Source organism: Roseateles koreensis (assembly GCF_028595305.1).
Classification (GTDB): Bacteria; Pseudomonadota; Gammaproteobacteria; order Burkholderiales; family Burkholderiaceae_C; genus Paucibacter_A; species Paucibacter_A koreensis.
In genome coordinates this window covers 28,873-46,906 of sequence record NZ_JAQQXS010000017.1, presented here as the reverse complement: position 1 = coordinate 46,906, position 18,034 = coordinate 28,873, and the positions used below count along the sequence as shown (strand labels likewise).

At 60.3% G+C, this 18,034-nt stretch carries 15 protein-coding genes; 7 read left to right on the top strand and 8 right to left on the bottom strand.

Translation table 11 applies throughout. The features are described 5' to 3' along the window. Nucleotides 1–26: 26 nt before the first annotated feature. Together sdhC and PRZ01_RS17030 are read right to left on the bottom strand one after the other, a co-directional pair. Nucleotides 27–464: a succinate dehydrogenase, cytochrome b556 subunit gene (gene sdhC / locus PRZ01_RS17035; RefSeq protein WP_273598035.1), complete on the bottom strand. Its 438-nt coding sequence runs from the start codon at nucleotides 462–464 to the stop codon at nucleotides 27–29. A gap of 119 nt (nucleotides 465–583) precedes the next feature. Next, nucleotides 584–1,426: a GntR family transcriptional regulator gene (locus tag PRZ01_RS17030; protein ID WP_409993867.1), complete on the bottom strand. Its 843-nt coding sequence runs from the start codon at nucleotides 1,424–1,426 to the stop codon at nucleotides 584–586. A 274-nt stretch (nucleotides 1,427–1,700) separates the two neighbouring features. Between PRZ01_RS17030 and PRZ01_RS17025 the strand changes: the two genes are divergently transcribed. The 6 genes from PRZ01_RS17025 (at nucleotide 1,701) to acnB (ending at nucleotide 8,031) form a co-directional block, all read left to right on the top strand. Continuing rightward, nucleotides 1,701–2,687: a malate dehydrogenase gene (locus PRZ01_RS17025; protein ID WP_273598033.1), complete on the top strand. Its 987-nt coding sequence runs from the start codon at nucleotides 1,701–1,703 to the stop codon at nucleotides 2,685–2,687. A gap of 159 nt (nucleotides 2,688–2,846) precedes the next feature. Beyond that, on the top strand, nucleotides 2,847–3,860 hold the full coding sequence (locus PRZ01_RS17020) for an HpcH/HpaI aldolase/citrate lyase family protein (protein ID WP_273598032.1): 1,014 nt from the start codon (nucleotides 2,847–2,849) through the stop codon (nucleotides 3,858–3,860). A 149-nt stretch (nucleotides 3,861–4,009) separates the two neighbouring features. Beyond that, nucleotides 4,010–4,627, top strand: coding sequence for a hypothetical protein (locus PRZ01_RS17015; protein ID WP_273598031.1), 618 nt, complete (start codon nucleotides 4,010–4,012; stop codon nucleotides 4,625–4,627). 109 nt (nucleotides 4,628–4,736) lie between these two features. Continuing rightward, on the top strand, nucleotides 4,737–4,982 hold the full coding sequence (locus PRZ01_RS17010; protein WP_273598030.1) for an AbrB/MazE/SpoVT family DNA-binding domain-containing protein: 246 nt from the start codon (nucleotides 4,737–4,739) through the stop codon (nucleotides 4,980–4,982). 11 nt (nucleotides 4,983–4,993) lie between these two features. Next, nucleotides 4,994–5,401 carry a type II toxin-antitoxin system VapC family toxin gene (locus PRZ01_RS17005; RefSeq protein ID WP_273598028.1) on the top strand — a complete coding sequence of 136 codons (408 nt, stop codon included), beginning with the start codon at nucleotides 4,994–4,996 and terminating at the stop codon, nucleotides 5,399–5,401. Between the two features lie 38 nt (nucleotides 5,402–5,439). Beyond that, nucleotides 5,440–8,031, top strand: a complete 2,592-nt coding sequence (acnB, locus tag PRZ01_RS17000; RefSeq protein WP_273598026.1) for a bifunctional aconitate hydratase 2/2-methylisocitrate dehydratase — start codon at nucleotides 5,440–5,442, stop codon at nucleotides 8,029–8,031. A 289-nt stretch (nucleotides 8,032–8,320) separates the two neighbouring features. Here acnB and PRZ01_RS16995 read toward each other — a convergent pair whose 3' ends face one another. The 4 genes from PRZ01_RS16995 to sbcB form a co-directional block, all read right to left on the bottom strand. Further along, complete coding sequence (locus PRZ01_RS16995) at nucleotides 8,321–10,129, bottom strand: amidohydrolase (protein WP_273598024.1); 1,809 nt, start codon at nucleotides 10,127–10,129, stop codon at nucleotides 8,321–8,323. Nucleotides 10,130–10,249: 120 nt separating this feature from the next. Next, on the bottom strand, nucleotides 10,250–10,561 hold the full coding sequence (locus PRZ01_RS16990) for a hypothetical protein (protein WP_273598022.1): 312 nt from the start codon (nucleotides 10,559–10,561) through the stop codon (nucleotides 10,250–10,252). A 127-nt stretch (nucleotides 10,562–10,688) separates the two neighbouring features. Further along, on the bottom strand, nucleotides 10,689–11,624 hold the full coding sequence (locus PRZ01_RS16985) for a sensor domain-containing diguanylate cyclase (protein WP_273598020.1): 936 nt from the start codon (nucleotides 11,622–11,624) through the stop codon (nucleotides 10,689–10,691). Between the two features lie 139 nt (nucleotides 11,625–11,763). Beyond that, entirely contained in the window at nucleotides 11,764–13,206 is a 1,443-nt protein-coding gene (gene sbcB / locus PRZ01_RS16980; RefSeq protein WP_273598018.1) for an exodeoxyribonuclease I, read from the bottom strand. An 87-nt stretch (nucleotides 13,207–13,293) separates the two neighbouring features. Here sbcB and PRZ01_RS16975 point away from each other — a divergent pair, with 87 nt between their 5' ends. Further along, nucleotides 13,294–15,654 (top strand): penicillin-binding protein 1A, encoded by a 2,361-nt coding sequence (locus tag PRZ01_RS16975; RefSeq protein WP_273598016.1) that lies wholly within the window; start codon nucleotides 13,294–13,296, stop codon nucleotides 15,652–15,654. A gap of 42 nt (nucleotides 15,655–15,696) precedes the next feature. Here the strand turns inward: PRZ01_RS16975 and PRZ01_RS16970 are convergent, their stop codons facing one another. Next, nucleotides 15,697–16,743 carry an NAD-dependent epimerase/dehydratase family protein gene (locus tag PRZ01_RS16970; protein WP_273598014.1) on the bottom strand — a complete coding sequence of 349 codons (1,047 nt, stop codon included), beginning with the start codon at nucleotides 16,741–16,743 and terminating at the stop codon, nucleotides 15,697–15,699. A 105-nt stretch (nucleotides 16,744–16,848) separates the two neighbouring features. Next, on the bottom strand, nucleotides 16,849–17,970 hold the full coding sequence (locus PRZ01_RS16965) for a beta-ketoacyl-ACP synthase III (protein ID WP_273598012.1): 1,122 nt from the start codon (nucleotides 17,968–17,970) through the stop codon (nucleotides 16,849–16,851). Nucleotides 17,971–18,034 lie beyond the last annotated feature (64 nt).

Below are 18,034 nucleotides of genomic sequence, written 5' to 3'. Positions count from 1 at the left end.
CTCTTTCTTTCTTGATCAGACCGCGATCAATACAGGCCAAACAACTTGGCACCCAGCAGCGCCGTCAGCAGCAGGCTTGAGGCCAGCGTGACAACGGCTGAACTGTGGCCCAGCTCTTTGGTGACGCTGTGCGTGGCATCCATCCAGAGATGGCGAACACCGGCAATGGCGTGATGCAGATACGCCCAGATCAAGCCCAACGCGGTCAGCTTAACGAACCAGGCAGGCACAAAACCGAGGCCCGCGACGAAGGCATTGGTGAACGCGTCGTAAGAGATTTCCGAGCTCAAGCTGTTGTCGAACATCCAAATGATGAACGGCAGCAACAGGAACATCAACAGGCCGCTGACCCGATGAAGAATGGAAACAATGCCTGCCGGCGGCAAGCGGTAGGACACGATCTGGCTTATATGAATATTGCGATAAACCGGCCTGGCCGCTGGATTCTTGGTGGTGTCTGTCATACCTGACCCTGTGTAATCAACGTGAAACTTCGAGAGTTTATTGCAATGCAGCAGAGGGTTTGCTTACAAGACGCGCAAATTTCGTTCCGCGCCCCGCACAAGCCACTGCCGCACCGGGATCAATTCAACTCATTGCGATAAAAATGTGAGGCCGTGTGATAGAGCCCGCGACGCAACTCTACCGGCTTGTCCCCGTAGGTGAATGACAATCGCTCGACGCTCAGCAACGGCGTTCCCACCGGCACTTGCAGCAAACGGGCCGCTTCCGCATCGGCGGGCAGCGCGCGAATTTTTTCTTGCGCGCGGATCATGTGCACCCCAAACTCCGCCTCGAATAAACCATAAAACGGACCCCGGTACTGATTAAGCCGCTCCGTAGTGAGCCCTTTGAACAAGTCCCCCGGCAGACAGATATCGTCCAGCACCACGGGCTTGCCTTCAGCCTTCAGCAGACGACGCACTTCAACCATCTGATCACCCGCACGCATCTGCAATTGCCGCGCAACCGAAGCAGGTGCACGCAAACGCCGGCAATCCAACAGTTGCCGCTCCAGGCTGCCCGAGCCCTCGTCAGGCATCAAACGCAAAAATCGGTACTGCACTTTTTGCTCGGCATGGGTGGCGACAAACGTCCCCTTACCTTGCCGACGAACCAGCAGATTGTCAGCCGCCATTTCATCAATGGCCTTGCGCACCGTGCCTTGGCTGACGCCAAAACGGGCGGCCAGATCGAGTTCGCTCGGAATGGCCTCACCGGCCTTCCACTCGCCGGCCTGCAAGCTGGCAATCAGCAAACCCTTGATTTGAGCGTACAGCGGACTGAACGAAGGCCCAACAATCGTGCCTGTACCGACGCCCATCGCAGCGGTCGCCGCAGGCGCCCCCCCAGCCACACCACCGCCAGCACCCGCAGAAGCGGACTTGGCGGATTGAGTTGGAAATCGAGACGGCGCAGTCGACATGGGCGATATTGCAGCATAAGCAGCCCGTAACGTCCATCTTCAAAAGCCGCAATTTGACTAATGTCTTCTATAAGACATAAGACAGCGTTCCAAATGCGCAACATCACAGTCATAATTCGCCTGCCCGTCACATTTGACTCACTCCGGTACGAGGGAATTCCCTTGGACTGGCCTACACTTGGCGGGCAAGCGCAGTCGCGGGCATGCAGATGAGCAACCCGCGCCCCTGGCACGAATTCATTGACGTCGTTTTCAACACCCTCGGAGCAATCACATGAGCAAGAAACCCGTTCGCGTTGCCGTTACCGGCGCCGCAGGCCAAATTGGCTATGCCCTGCTGTTTCGCATCGCCTCCGGCGAAATGCTGGGCAAAGACCAGCCTGTCATCCTGCAATTGCTGGAAATTCCCGACGAGAAAGCCCAGAACGCGCTGAAGGGCGTGATCATGGAACTCGAAGACTGCGCATTCCCGCTGCTGGCCGGCATCGAGGCTCACAGCGACCCGATGACCGCTTTCAAGGACACCGACTACGCACTGCTGGTGGGCTCGCGCCCCCGTGGCCCGGGCATGGAGCGTTCGGAGTTGCTGGCCATCAACGGCGCCATCTTCACCGCCCAAGGCAAGGCCCTGAACGCCGTGGCCTCGCGCAATGTCAAGGTGCTGGTCGTGGGCAACCCCGCCAACACCAACGCCTACATTGCAATGAAGTCCGCACCGGACCTGCCAGCCAAGAACTTCACAGCCATGCTGCGTTTGGACCACAACCGCGCCGCTTCGCAGATCGCTGCCAAGACCGGCAAGGCCGTGGCTGACATCGAAAAATTGGCCGTCTGGGGCAACCACTCGCCCACCATGTACGCCGACTACCGTTTCGCCACCATCGGCGGCCAATCGGTCAAGGCCATGATCAACGACGAGACCTGGAACCGCGAAACCTTCTTGCCCACCGTGGGCAAGCGTGGTGCCGCCATCATTGCAGCACGCGGCCTGTCGTCGGCAGCTTCGGCCGCCAACGCCGCCATCGACCACATGCGCGACTGGGCCCTGGGCACCAACGGCAAGTGGGTCACCATGGGCATCCCCTCGGGCGGCGAATACGGCATCCCCAAGGAAATCATGTTCGGCTACCCCGTGACTTGCGCCAATGGCGAGTACAAGATCGTCGAAGGCCTGGAGATTGATGCCTTCTCGCAAGAGTGCATCAAGAAGACCCTGGACGAACTGCTGGGCGAACAAGACGGCGTCAAGCACCTGGTGTAAGACAGCTTCATCGTGATGCGCACTGCCAAGCCTCAGGCCCGCAGCGCGCATCAACCTCTTCCGAGGAGAGGCAAAAGATACAGGGCCGGCATGGCGACGTGCCCGGCCCTTTTTCATGGGCGCACCCGAGGCGCCCCGTAATTTTCTGCGCGAGGCTGAATGAACACCCCTGCCCCACTCCACCCCAGGCTCGCCCTGTTTGAAGAAGGCGATGCAGCCCGAGCACTGCCCGTGGTCGACCACTACTGCGGGGTGGAAGCACGCATGCGCAAAAGCATGGCGATGCAAAACGACATGGGGCCCGTGTTCGACATCACCCTGGACTGCGAAGATGGCGCCCCCATTGGCGGCGAGGCCGAACATGTCGCGCTACTGAACTCGTTGCTCAACAGCGCAGACAACATCCACCAGCGCATCGGCGCGCGCGTACACCCCGTTGATCACCCCGCTTTTGAGGCCGATGTGGACGGCTTGATTGCGCAATCGGGTGAGCGCTTGGCCTACCTCATGGTACCCAAACCCCGACACGCGGCGGATGTGCAGCACGCCTGCGATTTCATCGACGCCTGCCTGCTGCGCCACGCCATTGCCAAACCGCTGCCCATTCATGTGCTGATCGAAACCCATGGCGCCCTGCGCGAGGTGCAAGCCATTGCCGCGCATCCACGCGTCGAATCGCTCTCATTTGGCTTGATGGACTTTGTGTCAGCGCACCGCGGCGCCATCCCAAGCTACGGCATGAGCGCTGAAGGCCAATTCACCCATCCGCTGGTGGTTCGGGCCAAGCTTGAAATTGCCGCCGCCGCCCATGCATACAGCAAAACGCCCTCCCACTGCGTGGTCACTGAATTCAAGAACATGCCCGCCTTGCAGGCTGCCGCCACGCGGGCGGCACGCGAGTTTGGCTACACGCGCATGTGGAGCATTCACCCCGCACAAATCCAACCGATTCTCGATGCCTTCTCGCCCAGCACCGCAGAGGTCGACGAAGCCATTGAGATCATCACCGCCGCACAAGCCGCCCACTGGGCCCCCATTCAACATCGACAAACCCTGCACGACCGCGCCAGCTTCCGCTACTTCTGGCAAGTGCTGGAACGCGCCCACCGCACCGGCCAAGCCCTACCCATTCAAGTGCGCCAAGCCTTTTTTAATGACGCAGCAGCGTCATGAATTCCCAGCAAGCTGCCCAGTGATATGTGCGCAGCCCAACGCTTTGAAACACATCCAGCACCCGCCAGCGTCTGCCCACAGGGCTGGCACAGCGACAATACGCGCCACTGCGATTGCACCCCTTTGATTTCCCTGAACGGACCCACGTCATGAACTCGATCACCTTGAAACAGACCCTGCTGTCAATCGCCTTGACCGGCCTCACCGGCCTGCTGGGCGCCACCTGGTCCACCCCAGCCAGCGCCGCGGCGCCTGATGTCACGGCCTCCACCGCCACCAAGCCCTCCGCAAAATCCGCCCCCAAAGCCGCCAAGGCCGGCAAGAAGGCCGAGGCCAAAGCCCCCGCGCCGGTTGCACCGCTGCCAGAAGCGTCAGCAGAGCAACTCGAAGCCGCCAAACGCGCTTACCTCGGCCAGTACGAGTGCGAGTTCAAGCAGTCCATCCTGGTCGAACCCTACGCCAAGGTGCCCGGTTACATCGACGTGGTTTGGCAGAAAAAGATCTTCACCATGAAGCCCGTGCTCTCCAGCACCGGCGCCTTGCGTCTGGAAGACGTCACCGGTCGCACCCTGATGATTCAGATCGCCAACAAGTCCATGCTACTCGACACCCAGGTCGGTCAACGCTTGGTGGACGAATGCGTCAACCCCGACCAGCGCACCTTGATTGACCTGGCCCGTGCCGCTGCTGCGGAGGCCGCGGCCTCCGGCATCGACATGAGTGCAAGCAGCGGCCTCGGCATCACGCCAAAATCCGAAAAGCCGTGATTCAGCATGCAGTACGGCTTGAAAAGTATGTAAATTTCATGCATACTTTCCTGGTCATACTGCTGCTGCCGATTTTCCGGTGACGGCACCCGGTCCGGAGGCCCCCCGCATGGAAGCGACTGTTGCAGAACGTGGTCAGATCACCCTGCCCAAAGCCGTACGCGATGCCTTGGGGCTGACCAAAGGCACCACACTCAAAGTGGAGCTGGACGGCGGGCGCATCATCTTGCGCAAGAGCGTCGACGACGCCATTTCCCGCGCACGCGGCAAATTCAAGCTGGACGGCTTTACCTCGGTCGACGACGCCATGCGTGCCGTGCGTGGCCGCGCCCCCGGCGACCCGATCGACCGTTGAGCGAACATCGCATGATCGCCATCGACTCCGCCGTTCTCATCGACCTGCTCAGCGGCAGCGAGCGTGCCGACATGGCCGAAGCTGCGCTGCGTGAGGCCCTGAATCACGGCCCCGTGGTGGTGTGTGCGGTCGTGGTGGCTGAGGTTTGCGCCTCCTTGCAAGGCGGCGACCAAGCCCTTCAGGCCCTGGAGGACATGGGCCTGAGCTACAGCACCGTCGAGCCCAAAGCCGCCATCCGCGCTGGCGAAATGCAACGCCGCTACCGCGCCCGAGGCGGCAGCCGCCAAAGAACCGTGCCCGACTTCATCGTCGGCGCACATGCCCTGCTGCAATGCAGCGGCCTGATCACCAATGACGACGGATTTTTCCGCGACTATTTCAAAGGGCTCAAGCTCATCAAGCCGCAAGCGGCCCCCTGACCTTGACCCACAAGCCCACAGCAACCCTGGAGAACGCAATGCTGCAAGCCTACCGCCAACATGTCGCCGAACGCGCCGCCCTCGGCATCCCGCCGCTGGCGCTTGACGCCAAGCAGACCGCCGAGGTCATCGAACTGATCAAGAACCCGCCGGCTGGCGAGGGCGAATTCCTGCTGGATCTGTTGACCCACCGCATTCCGCCAGGCGTGGACGACGCCGCCAAGGTCAAGGCCTCCTTCCTGGCCGCTGTGGCGCACGGCGACCTGAGCGTCGGCCTGATCTCCAAAGCCAAGGCCACCGAATTGCTGGGCACCATGGTGGGCGGCTACAACGTCCATCCCCTGATCGAACTGCTGGACGACGCCGCAGTGGCCGACGTGGCCGCTGCGGGCCTGAAGAAAACCCTGCTGATGTTCGACTTCTTCAACGACGTGGCCACCAAGGCCAAGGCTGGCAACGCCAAGGCCCAGGAAGTCATGAAGAGCTGGGCCGATGCCGAATGGTTCACCACCCGCCCTGAAGTCGAGAAGAAGATCACTGTCACCGTCTTCAAGGTGCCCGGCGAAACCAATACCGACGACCTCTCGCCCGCCCCAGATGCCTGGAGCCGCCCCGACATCCCCCTGCACTACCTGGCGATGTTGAAAAACACCCGCGAGGGTGCAGCCTTCGTCCCCGAAGAAGACGGCAAGCGCGGCCCGATGCAATTCATCGACGAGCTCAAGAAAAAAGGTCACGTCGTGGCCTATGTGGGCGACGTCGTGGGCACGGGCTCCAGCCGCAAGTCGGCCACCAACAGCGTGATCTGGGCCACCGGCCAAGACATCCCCTTCGTGCCGAACAAGCGTTTTGGCGGCGTGACGCTGGGCGGCAAGATCGCGCCGATCTTCTTCAACACGCAAGAAGATTCAGGCTCCCTGCCCATCGAAGTGGACGTGACCCGCCTGGAGATGGGCGATGTCATCGACATCCTGCCCTATGAAGGCAAGATCGTGAAGAACGGCGCCACCGTGGCCGAGTTCAAGCTCAAGAGCGATGTGCTGTTCGACGAAGTGCGAGCCGGCGGCCGCATCAACCTGATCATCGGCCGCTCGCTGACCGCCAAAGCCCGCGAGTTCCTGGGCCTGGGCGCCTCCACGCTGTTCCGCCTGCCCCAGGCTCCCGTTGAAACCAAGGCCGGCTTCACCCTGGCGCAAAAGATGGTGGGCCGCGCTGTGGGCCTGCCTGAGGGCCAAGGCGTTCGCCCCGGCACCTACTGCGAACCCAAGATGACCACCGTGGGCTCGCAAGACACCACCGGCCCAATGACCCGCGACGAGCTGAAAGACCTGGCTTGCCTGGGCTTCTCGGCTGACTTGGTGATGCAGTCCTTCTGCCACACCGCGGCCTACCCCAAGCCCGTGGACGTCAAGACCCACCGCGAACTGCCAGCCTTCATCAGCAGCCGCGGCGGCGTGGCCCTGCGTCCGGGCGACGGCGTGATCCACAGCTGGCTGAACCGCCTGCTGCTGCCTGACACCGTGGGAACGGGCGGCGACTCGCACACCCGCTTCCCGATCGGCATCTCCTTCCCCGCCGGTTCCGGCCTGGTAGCCTTCGGCGCCGCCACGGGCGTGATGCCCCTGGACATGCCTGAATCGGTGCTGGTGCGCTTCAAGGGCGAAATGCAGCCTGGCGTGACGCTGCGTGACCTGGTCCATGCAATCCCACTGTACGCCATCAAGGCCGGTCTGCTGACCGTCGCCAAAGCCGGCAAGAAGAACGTGTTCTCGGGCCGCATCCTGGAAATTGAAGGCCTGCCGGATCTGAAGGTCGAACAAGCCTTCGAACTGTCTGACGCTTCGGCCGAGCGGTCCGCCGCCGGTTGCACCATCAAGCTGAACCCCGCGCCGATCAAGGAATACCTCACCAGCAACGTCGTGCTGATGAAGAACATGATTGCCGATGGCTACGCCGATGCCCGCACCCTGCAGCGCCGCATCGAAAAGGTCGAAGCCTGGTTGGCCAAGCCCGACCTGCTGGAAGCCGACAAGGACGCCGAATACGCCACCGTGATCGAGATCGATCTGGCCGACATCAAGGAGCCCATCGTCTGCTGCCCCAACGACCCGGATGATGCCAAGTTCCTGTCCGAAGTCGCCGGCACCAAGATCGATGAATCCTTCATCGGCTCTTGCATGACCAATATCGGCCACTTCCGCGCCGCCGCCAAGCTGTTGGGCTCGCAACGCGACATCCCTGTCAAGATGTGGGTAGCCCCGCCAACCAAGATGGACCAGACCGAGCTGATCAAGGAAGGCCATTACGCCGCCTTCGGCAACGCCGGTGCGCGCACCGAAATGCCAGGCTGCTCGCTGTGCATGGGCAATCAGGCCCAAGTACGTGAAGGCGCAACGGTGATCTCCACCTCCACCCGCAACTTCCCCAACCGCTTGGGCAAGAACACACAGGTGTTCCTGGGTTCGGCCGAGTTGGCCGCCATTGCATCCAAGCTGGGCAAGCTGCCCACCGTGGCTGAATACCATGAAGCCATGGGCGTGGTGAACAAGGATGGCGCCTCGATCTACAAGTACCTGAACTTCAACCAGATCGAGGAATACGCAGAAACCGCCAAGGGCGTCAGCGCCTGATCAATTGGCCTCAAGAACCGGCACGCCGGTTCCTGAGGCCATGGCATTTGCTGTATGTTGACGAACAAAATGCGGGCCCCTTGCGGCCCGCATTTTTTTGTTCAAAGGCCACCCACTAAACTTCGACCCCGAGTTCGACATCAAATCCCATTTTTCGGCGATTTGCTATGACCACCCCTATTTGAATCAAGTACTTATTCCATCGAAATACCCATCGCAGAAATAAGTACTGCACAACAGATAAGTGATCTCTTCACCATTCGGACCTCAAAACATTAAATTATGAGTATCAACGATTGATTGACTTGAGCGTTTTTTCCGTTGAGCTCTCCGCCGGCTTGGCTTGGAAGGCCTGTCCTTCGAAGACCGTTCCCCAAACCTTGATGCTGCGCAGGCCCTTGACGCCCACCTCATAGGGATCTTTGTCCAGTACCGCGAAGTCAGCCGTCTTGCCGGCTTCAATGCTGCCCAGCTTGTCTTCCATGTGCAGCACATAAGCAGCATCAATGGTGACACCCCGAATGGCCTGGTCAACGGTCAGGCGCTCTGTGGGGGCAAACACCTTGCCAGACGTGGTTTCGCGGCTGGCGGTGCACCAGGCAAGGTACAAGGGATTGGCCGGAGCCATGGGGAAATCCGAGTGCAAGGACACCGGAACATCACGCCGTACCAAGCCGCCCAAAGGCGCGATCCGAGAAGCCCGGTCCACCCCGAGCCCACTTTGCGCGTAGATGTCCCCGAGGTCATACAAGTAGAACGGATTGGCCGACACTTGCGCGCCCAGTTTGGCGATTCGTCGCGAGGTACCGTCATTCGCATAACCGTAATGCTCAACGGTGAATCGATGGTCGACGCGGGGCTTCTCGTTCTCCAATTTTTCCAGCGTGTCCAACACCAGCTTTGCGCCGCCATCGCCATTGGTGTGAACGTGAATTTGGTAGCCCGCATTCCAATAGCGCCGCGCGTATTCCTCAAAGGGTGCGGGCTGAATGATCCACTGTCCTGCATGCCCGTCGATATAGCCCGGCTCTGAAATCTGCATCGCCTGGGAGAACATGGCGCCGTCAGCAAACAATTTGATGCCATTGTTGAACACCAGATGTCGGCTGTTCTTGGTCGCCAGCTTGGACACCATGTCGAGGACTTCATCCGCCCCGCCCTTCATCGCTGCACTGAGCTTGTAAACATCAGGCGTCAAACGCACACGCACCGGCGAATCGTCCTTTTCAAAGGTGCGTTTGAGTGCAGCAATTTCCAGATCCCAATTGGTGGAACCGGTCGCCATGTCACCCACCGTGGTGACGCCGTTATAGGTGAGGTAGTCGCGGGTTCGCGCATACCCCTTGTCGACCCGGGCGGGCGCCAAAATGTAGTCGGCGATATAGGGCAGCACGATGCTGAACATGCCGTCTTCCCAAAAATGACCCTTGACCAGATCAACCTGTGGATGGCCCTGAACTTTGGTCGCATCAAAACCCTTTTTCTTCAGGTACTCCATGGCCGCGGTATTGAAAAACACCTCGTGCAAGGAGCGCTGCATCACCATGATGGGCTGCGTCTTTGACACCGTGTCCAGCACTGCGGTAGACATTTCACCGTGAAAATCTGCGCTGTAGCCCCAGGTCATGAAAATGGGGTCTTTCGTGCCCTGCGCAGCAAAGGCGGCCTTCAGCGCCTTCATATAGGTTTCAGGCGTCGTGGTGGCGGGTGTCTTGCGGCCCATGACATCCCACGCTTCAGGCGTGATCCAGAACGCCTCAAAACTGATCGCGCCCAGCATGGGGTGCATGTGCGGATCAATCAGTCCAGGCATCAACACCTTGTCCTTGAACTGTTCGTCCACGGTAAATTTTTTGTCTTTGAGCCAGGGGGCGAGGTCTTTCAGCGAACCGACGCTCAAGACTTTGCCGTCGCGCACAGCAACTGCGGTTGCCACCGGGCGCGTTGGGTCCATCGTGACGATTTTCTTGGCCACGAATACGGTGATATGCCCCTGCGAATCAGCCGGGACCTCACCCATACCGTGCGCATGCGCCACGCCATTCAACCCGGCAAGTGCCACGGTCACGGCGGTTGCCAAAAAACTTCTCTTCAACATGACGACCCCCCAAAAAAGAGAAGCTGTCAGTCTATGCGAGGGCAAGACGCGTCTACAACACCTAACTCGTGTTGTTAGCGGATAGGGATCGGTCAACCCTACAGAGAAGTAAGTGGGGGCTCAGGCCTTGATATTCAGCATCACACCACTCGCGTCCAATTGCGTTTGCAGCACGCGAAGGTTGGCGACAAAGGCGTACGTGTCGGCCTTGCGACTGGCATCCACGGGCTCATTGGTTTGGCCCACGGCGGCAGTTTGGAGCAGTTTGGCGCGCGCCGCATCGGCTTGGCTGACCTGGGCTTGCAGTTGCTGGCGTTGCGTATCGGCAGAACTGGCGCTGGCGGACGCAGCCGCCGCACCCTGCGCTGAAGCACGCAAGCGTTCATTGGCCGACGAGACGCCAGCATAGGCGGTGGACAGACCGATAGTCATGATGGTGCTCCGTACTGCAGGGTTAGCCATCGACTCATCGGCCAATCTTGAGAGAACTTTAGAAAAGAATACGAAATTCCTGCCAATTCTCAAAAACCGCCAAAAAACTGCACCGTGGCGGGGGCGATCAACCGGCAAGCTCCTCAAAGCCGCCCGCCGAAACAAACACCCGCACGCTGTCGCCGCCGGCCGCTTTGGCTTCGGTGCAAGCCAGCGCTGCCGCCCCGAGAACGGCATCCACCGTTTCAAGTGTGCCTTGAACCTGAACCACGCCCAGGCAGGCTTTGACCCGCGTGCGATGCAAACCCCAGCGCAGGCGGTAGTTGGCTACTCCTGATCTGATTTTTTCGGCCACGATCTGGGCGTAATGCTGATCACAATTGGGCAGCAAAACGGCGAAATGGTCGTCCTCCAAACGCGCCACAAAGTCGGAGGCGCGCACTTTGGTCAACAAGAGTTGGCCCAAGCCGTAGAGAAAATGATCGCCCACCTCGGGGCCCATGCTCGACACAATTTCAGTGAATCGGTCGACATCAATCCACAGCACCGACACCGGCGTTTTGCGGGCACTGCCCACGTGCTCGCTCAGGCGGCGCTCAAATTCGCGGCGATTCGCCAACTCGGTCAAAGCGTCATGTTTGGCCGTCCAGGTGGGCTGCAGACGCAATTGCCGGGCTGCCGTCACATCGTCCACAATCCACAGCACTTCTCCAGCCGGCGAGTCCCAGGCCAGTGGTGTGGCCTGCAAACGACCCCAAAACCGGCTGCCATCGCAGCGCACGTACTCAATCTCTTCATCAAAAGGGTGCCCGCCACCAAAGGCGGTGCCCATGCGCTGCATGACCGCAGTTTGCGCGCCATCGGACACATAGACGCTGCGGACGGACTGCCCGGACAAGTCCGTGTCGTCACCGTGCCCGAACAGTTGATTGAACTGTTCACTCACCGTCTCAAAATGCCCATTCTTGACAAAGCCTACGGCAAGAGGCGCGCGCACCATCAGGGCATTCATGCGCGCGGCAAGTACATCGGCCGTTCCGCTGGCATCTGGTTTCGTTGTCATCAATACTCCTTGGCACGATCAACGGCGTGAAACCGTAGGTGTACCGCGATTTGGCTTCAAAAGAAACCCGGAACAACTCCTCGATTTACAGGCATTTCGGCACTTACTCTGAGTTCATGAGCTCAAACCGTTCAATCGTTCAATCAATCGGGGCAATTTGCTCCGCGTAGTCGTAAAGCGCACCCAATATCGCTTCGCCCCGCTCGTCCGCCTGCTCGCTGAGTTGGTCGATGTGCTCAAAAAACGTCGCCAAGCTCGGGAAGCCACCATCGCCGCTCTCCAATCGGTGGCTCCGATGAGCTTGCCAGCGTGCTTGATCGCTCTCGCTCAAACTGGCCGGAAAGTTACGGGCCCGAAAGCGAAACACCAACTCCTCCAAGCGAGGGTCGTTGAACACCAGTTTGCCTTCTTCGGCACGCTGCGCCATTTGTTCGGGGCTTAGGGTTAGCAGGCGTTGCATGCTTCGACGATCGTCTGGGCCGACAAAACCGCCATACAAATCCTCATCCACGTCCACGGCCTCGCCAGTGGACTCGCGTTTGAACACAGGCGCCCAAAGACCGTCGAGCAAATGCCCCTTTTCCGCCAACAAGGCGGCGTGCTTCAAGCTCTGCGCGAGATCGTGACCCCAGCGCTGCGCCACCTCGGGTGTCAGTGTTTTGAGATTGCCGATGACAACCGGCGACTTGTTGACATGGATGGTCTTGATGGGCAGGCGCTCGATCCCTTCAGGCAAATCGGCTTGTTTGGTGAACATGCGGGCACGGATTTCCTGCGCGCCCAGCGTCAACAATTCCGACGGGTCATGCGCCAAGTCCCACACGACCAACTCGTTCTTATTGCTGGGATGGGGAGCCAAAGGCCACACCAACGCCAAACAGCCCTTCTCCACCCCGTACATGCCAGAGATGTGCAGAAAGGGTCGCCCCACACCGATTTCCGCCCAAACGGCCTCTTTCTTGCGCAACTTCAGGCAAAACTCAAAAAGCTTGGGCTGGGCCGCCTTGATCAGGCGGGCCAGCGCGATGGTGGCGCGAACGTCGGACAAGGCGTCATGCGCAGCATCGTGCACCAAGCCATTGGCCTGGGTGAGATGCTCCAGCTTGAAGGACGGGCGCCCGTCTTCATGCGTGGGCCACTGAATGCCCTCGGGCCGCAAAGCGTAAGCACACCGCACAACGTCCAGCAGGTCCCAACGTCCGCAGTTGTTCTGCCACTCCCGCGCATAGGGTTCACGCAGATTGCGCCACAGCAAGTAACGCGTCACCTCATCGTCAAAACGAATGCTGTTGTAGCCCAGACCCACCGTACCAGGGCGTGACAATTCGGCCTCGATGGCCGCAGCAAACTCATGCTCGGGCAAGCCCTCGTGGAGGCAAGTTTGTGGCAAGATGCCCGTGAGCAGGCAGGCCTCCGGGTCGGGCAGAAAATCGGGGGCCGGCTGGCAGTAGATCATCAAGGGATCACCGATTTCGTTCAATTCGGCGTCGGTGCGCAAACCCGCGAACTGAGCCGGGCGATCGCGGCGCGGAACGCGGCCAAAAGTTTCGTAATCGTGCCAGTAAAAAGTCATCTCATGCATGGCGGCTACGATAACGCATCCGGCACGGCAGAGCCCGCCGCAAACCCGGGATAATCAGGCCTCGTTCAACGGCGGTGTGCTTGATTGATGACTTGCTTGAAGTTTCCGCGTGCCGGTGCCCGGCCTCAAATCGGCATGGCGCTGCCCCGTGTGTTGATGGTGATCGGCGGGGCCTTAGGCCTCTTGCTCCTCTTGCTGGCCATCGCCGCAGCGCTGATCTACCCCACGCTGCCTGACCTGGACAATTTGACCGACTACCAGCCCAAGCAACCACTGCGGGTCTTCACTGCAGACGGCCAGTTGATGGGTGAATTCGGCGCCGAGCGCCGGCAATACCTGCCCTTGGCTGCAATCCCCAAACGTATGCAAGACGCCTTGCTCGCCACGGAAGACAGTCACTTCTACGAACACAACGGCATCTACATGCCCGGTATCGTCCGCGCGTTGGTGGCCAATGTGCTGGCCTCGCGCAGCCAGGGTGCGTCCACCATCACCCAGCAATTGGCGCGTGACCTTTATCTGACCAAGAAAAAGCTGTACAGCCGTAAATTCATTGAAATGTTGCTGGCCCTGAAGATTGAGCGCCAACTCAGCAAGGACAAGATTCTCGAGGTCTACATGAACCAGATCTATCTGGGTCAACGGGCCTACGGCTTCGAGGCTGCCGCTGCCGCCTACTTCGGCAAATCGCTGAAAAATCTGGACATTGCTGAAACGGCTATGCTCGCCGGGCTGCCGCAAAACCCCGCTTACGCCAACCCCATCAGCAACTTTCAACGTGCAAAAAAACGGCAACTGATCGTGCTGGAGCGCATGGCCGACGTAGGCGCCATCAGCAAGACTGAGCAAGACGCCGCCAAGGTGGAGACCCTGCATATTCGCAGCCCGCAAGATACCCGCTTGCATGCCGAATTTGCAGCAGAAATGGCGCGACAAGCGGTGTTCGCCCAATACGGCGACGAGGCCTATACCCTGGGGCTGCAGGTGCACACCAGCGTGATTGCCGAGCAACAAACCGCCGCGTACAAGGGGCTGCGCCGTACCTTGATGGAACTGGAGCGGCGCAAGCCCTATCGGGGTCCCGAGGGCTTCGTCGAGTTGCCCCAGGACGAAAACGAGCAAGACACCGCCATCAGCCAGGCACTTGAACAGCACCCCGACAACGACGACCTGCGTGCCGCCGTGGTGCTGCGTGCCAGTGCCGCCAAAGTCGAGGCCGTGCTGCAGGATGGCGACGAGTTGAGCATCAGCGGCGACGGCCTGCGCTCGGTGCAATCGGCGTTGTCACCTAAAGCGAAAGTAGACCAGGCCATTCGCCCCGGATCCATCATCCGTGTGCTGCGCGGTGCATCCAGCAAAGCGGAGCCGGCTGGCGCCTGGGTGATCACGCAGTCGCCAGAAGCCGAAGGCGCCCTGGTTGCCGTCGAGCCCGGCACGGGCCTGCTGCGGGCGCTGGTGGGGGGCTTTGATTTCAACCGCAACAAATTCAATCACGTGACGCAGGCCTGGCGCCAGCCGGGCTCCAGCTTCAAGCCCATCGTCTACTCCGCAGCGCTGGAGCAAGGCATCGGCCCCGCCACGGTGGTGGACGATGCACCACTGAGTTTCGGCACTTGGGAGCCCAAGAATTCCGACGGAAAATTCGACGGTGCCTTGACCATCCGCCGTGCCTTGGCCATGTCCAAAAACATGGTAACCCTGCGCGTCATGGAGCAGGTTACCCCCGCCCGCGCCCGCGCCTGGGCCACCCGATTTGGTCTGGATGCCGACAAGCAACCCGACGACCTGACCTTGGCGCTGGGCTCAGGCTCCGTCACACCTTTGCAAATGGCGGGTGCCTACAGCGTCTTCGCCAACGGCGGCTATCTGCTCAAACCCCTGTTGATCACGCGCATCACCGATGCCAAGGGCGCCGTGCTGTTCACCGCCGCGCCGCCGGCACTCAGCGAAGACTTGCGCGCCATCTCCGAGCGCAACGCCTTTGTGATGAGCAGCTTGCTGCAAGAAGTTGCACGCAGCGGCACCGCAGCGCGCGCCTCAGCCCAACTGCGCCGCGGCGATGTGTACGGCAAGACCGGCACGACCAACGATTCAGTGGACGCATGGTTTGCCGGTTTTCAGAAAAATCTGGCCGCCGTGGTCTGGGTGGGTTATGACAATCCACACTCGCTCGGCGACCGAGAGTTTGGTGGCGGCTTGGCGCTGCCCGCCTGGATTGATTTGATGACGGTGGCGCTCAAAAACCAACCCATCAACGAGATCAGCCCACCGGCAGAAGGCTTGGTTTACGTCGACGGCGACTGGTCGTTTGAGGAGTTTGCCGGCACGGCAGGCGTGCGCAGCATCGGCACACCCTCCGCAGCCGAAGCAAGCGCCTCAGGCGTGACCAACCCTGCGAACGCAGCGCCGCTCTCACCCCCGCCCTCGCCAGCCGCTTCAGGCCATTGAACCGCCGGGCAAACTCAAAAGACAAAAATCAAAAAGCCACGCTCAATTGCACCGAATGCATTGGGCTGACCGCAAGGCTTTGATCAGTTCGCGTTCACGCACCGGCGTCAAGCCGGCACGCGTGAAGACGCGCTCAGCCTCCGGCAGGTCCTGCCACCAACGTAGGGTGTCGCCCACGGTTTCGGTCAGGGGTCGAATCTGCAAGCCCTCCTGTAGTGCTGCCGCGTTATCACAACGCATCAGTTGAGCAAACTCGCTCACCGGCGGCAGCCACAGCGGTAGATCATTCCAAGGGGCCACGCCCAAAGCCTGCAAGGCCTGGCTCTCCGCCCAGAACCACTCGGGCTCAGTGCTAAGCCCCGCCGCCTGCACGCAAGCTTGCAGCAGCGCCATGCGTGTGGGCTGACCCGAAGTGCAAGCCACATTGAACGTGCCCGCAAGGCCCCGCGCCAAGGCCTGCAAGGCGAAGGCGGCGAGGTCTCGGGCGTCAATGAACTGCAGCGGCTCCCCGCACGGCGCCGGTACCAGAATGGGTTCACCGGCCCGAGCGGGCGACGCTGCGCCGGCGATGCGCGCTGGCCAATAAGTGAAACGTTGGGTGGGATCGTGTGGGCCGACCACTAAACCCGGGCGCAAAACCAAGGGAGCCGCGAAATGCTGCCGCAAGGCGGCCTCGCAAGCCGCCTTCAAGGGGCCATAACTGGCGCCGTCCACCACCTCCGTCGAGGGGTCGGCCAGCCGCCCCAGGGGCGAAGCCTCAGTGTTCGGCCCGGCGAAACTGGCGTATGCGGAAACGCTGGAGATGTACAGGTACTGCCCAACACGCCCGGCGAGCAAACGGGCGCTTGCGTCCACCTCACGCGGGATGTAGCCACAGCAATCAAGCACCGCATCCCACTCGCCGTGCTGCAGGGCAGACAAGTCGTCCCGGCGATCCCCTTTCAGACGGTGGATCTGGGGCGTGTCGGCGAACAGATCCGCCGCACTCTGCCCCCGATTGAACAAGGTCAGCTCATGCCCCTGCGCCAGTGCGGCTTCAACAAGATGGCGGCCGACGAATTGAGTCCCGCCGAGAATCAGTAAACGCATGGTCTGGCCCAGAAAATTCGCTCAAATGCCCCAAGGGCAAGCTGCCTCAATCATGGACCCAAACCTGATCGCCGTCGGCCGAATCAATCCGTCAGGCATGACAACTTAACGCTTCTTGACGACCACACTGCCCACCGAGTAGCCCGCTCCAAACGAGCAGATAACGCCCAAATCACCCGCCTTCAAATCGGCGCGGTGCCGGTGAAAAGCGATGATGGACCCCGCAGAAGCAGTATTTGCAAATTCATCAAGGATCAAGGGTGCGAGATCGGCGCCGACTTCGCCACCCACCAATTTCTTGATCACCAACTGATTCATGCCCAAATTGGCTTGGTGCAGCCAATAACGCTTGACGTCAGAGGGTTGCCGGTCGAGCGTGGCCAGATGGCCTTCGATGTGGGCCGCAGCAATGGGCACGACCTCTTTGAAAACCTTGCGGCCTTCTTGGCGGAATGTCTTGTCACGCGCCAGCGGATCGCTGTCCTCGGCGCGGTTCATGAAACCAAAGTTATTGCGGATATTGTTGGAGAACTGGGTCGCCAAGTGTGTCCCCAAAATCTCCCATTGCTCGGGCGCAGTGGCCAGATCAGCCCGCTCGACGATCAAGGCGGTGCACACATCGCCAAAGATAAAATGGCAGTCGCGGTCGCGCCACTCCAAATGGGCCGACGTGATTTCAGGATTGATCACCAACACGCATTTGGAAGCTCCTGAACGCACCGCGTTATAGGCCTGCTCCAGGGCGAATGTGGCCGACGAGCAGGCCACATTCATGTCAAAACCATACCCCCCCGCGCCCAATGCGTGCTGGATCTCCACCGCCATGGCGGGATAAGCGCGTTGCATATTGGCGCTGGCGCAGAGCACCGCGTCGATGACGCTGGCGGGCTTGCCGGCTGCCTTCAATGCATGCTGTGCAGCGTCGACCGCGATTTCCGCCATCAAAGACAGTTGATCATCGGGCCGTTCCTTGAAGCGCGGGTACATGCGGGTGGGGTCCAGCACGCCATCTTTTTCAAGCACATAGCGCTGCTTGATACCGGACGCTTTTTCGATGAACTCGACGCTGGAATGCACCAGGGGCTCGCGCTCGCCCGCTGCAATGGCCTGGGCATGCTCGGCATTTTGCAGGTCCACATAGGCGTTGAAAGCTTGTACCAATTCCGCATTGGTGATGGTGTGCAGCGGCTGGTACAGGCCGGTGCCGCTGATGACGACTGAGTGCATGAAATGGTGTCCTGGCAAATGCGCAGAATGAGGCAAAGATCGCTGATTTTAGCGGCTGCCACGC

Excerpts from the sequence above, each read along its gene's own strand:
- sdhC (WP_273598035.1), bottom strand. The coding sequence starts at position 464 with ATGACAGACACCACCAAGAATCCAGCGGCCAGGCCGGTTTATCGCAAT.
- PRZ01_RS17030 (WP_409993867.1), bottom strand. The coding sequence starts at position 1,426 with ATGTCGACTGCGCCGTCTCGATTTCCAACTCAATCCGCCAAGTCCGCT.
- PRZ01_RS17025 (WP_273598033.1), top strand. The coding sequence starts at position 1,701 with ATGAGCAAGAAACCCGTTCGCGTTGCCGTTACCGGCGCCGCAGGCCAA.
- PRZ01_RS17020 (WP_273598032.1), top strand. The coding sequence starts at position 2,847 with ATGAACACCCCTGCCCCACTCCACCCCAGGCTCGCCCTGTTTGAAGAA.
- PRZ01_RS17015 (WP_273598031.1), top strand. The coding sequence starts at position 4,010 with ATGAACTCGATCACCTTGAAACAGACCCTGCTGTCAATCGCCTTGACC.
- PRZ01_RS17010 (WP_273598030.1), top strand. The coding sequence starts at position 4,737 with ATGGAAGCGACTGTTGCAGAACGTGGTCAGATCACCCTGCCCAAAGCC.
- PRZ01_RS17005 (WP_273598028.1), top strand. The coding sequence starts at position 4,994 with ATGATCGCCATCGACTCCGCCGTTCTCATCGACCTGCTCAGCGGCAGC.
- acnB (WP_273598026.1), top strand. The coding sequence starts at position 5,440 with ATGCTGCAAGCCTACCGCCAACATGTCGCCGAACGCGCCGCCCTCGGC.
- PRZ01_RS16995 (WP_273598024.1), bottom strand. The coding sequence starts at position 10,129 with ATGTTGAAGAGAAGTTTTTTGGCAACCGCCGTGACCGTGGCACTTGCC.
- PRZ01_RS16990 (WP_273598022.1), bottom strand. The coding sequence starts at position 10,561 with ATGACTATCGGTCTGTCCACCGCCTATGCTGGCGTCTCGTCGGCCAAT.
- PRZ01_RS16985 (WP_273598020.1), bottom strand. The coding sequence starts at position 11,624 with ATGACAACGAAACCAGATGCCAGCGGAACGGCCGATGTACTTGCCGCG.
- sbcB (WP_273598018.1), bottom strand. The coding sequence starts at position 13,206 with ATGCATGAGATGACTTTTTACTGGCACGATTACGAAACTTTTGGCCGC.
- PRZ01_RS16975 (WP_273598016.1), top strand. The coding sequence starts at position 13,294 with ATGACTTGCTTGAAGTTTCCGCGTGCCGGTGCCCGGCCTCAAATCGGC.
- PRZ01_RS16970 (WP_273598014.1), bottom strand. The coding sequence starts at position 16,743 with ATGCGTTTACTGATTCTCGGCGGGACTCAATTCGTCGGCCGCCATCTT.
- PRZ01_RS16965 (WP_273598012.1), bottom strand. The coding sequence starts at position 17,970 with ATGCACTCAGTCGTCATCAGCGGCACCGGCCTGTACCAGCCGCTGCAC.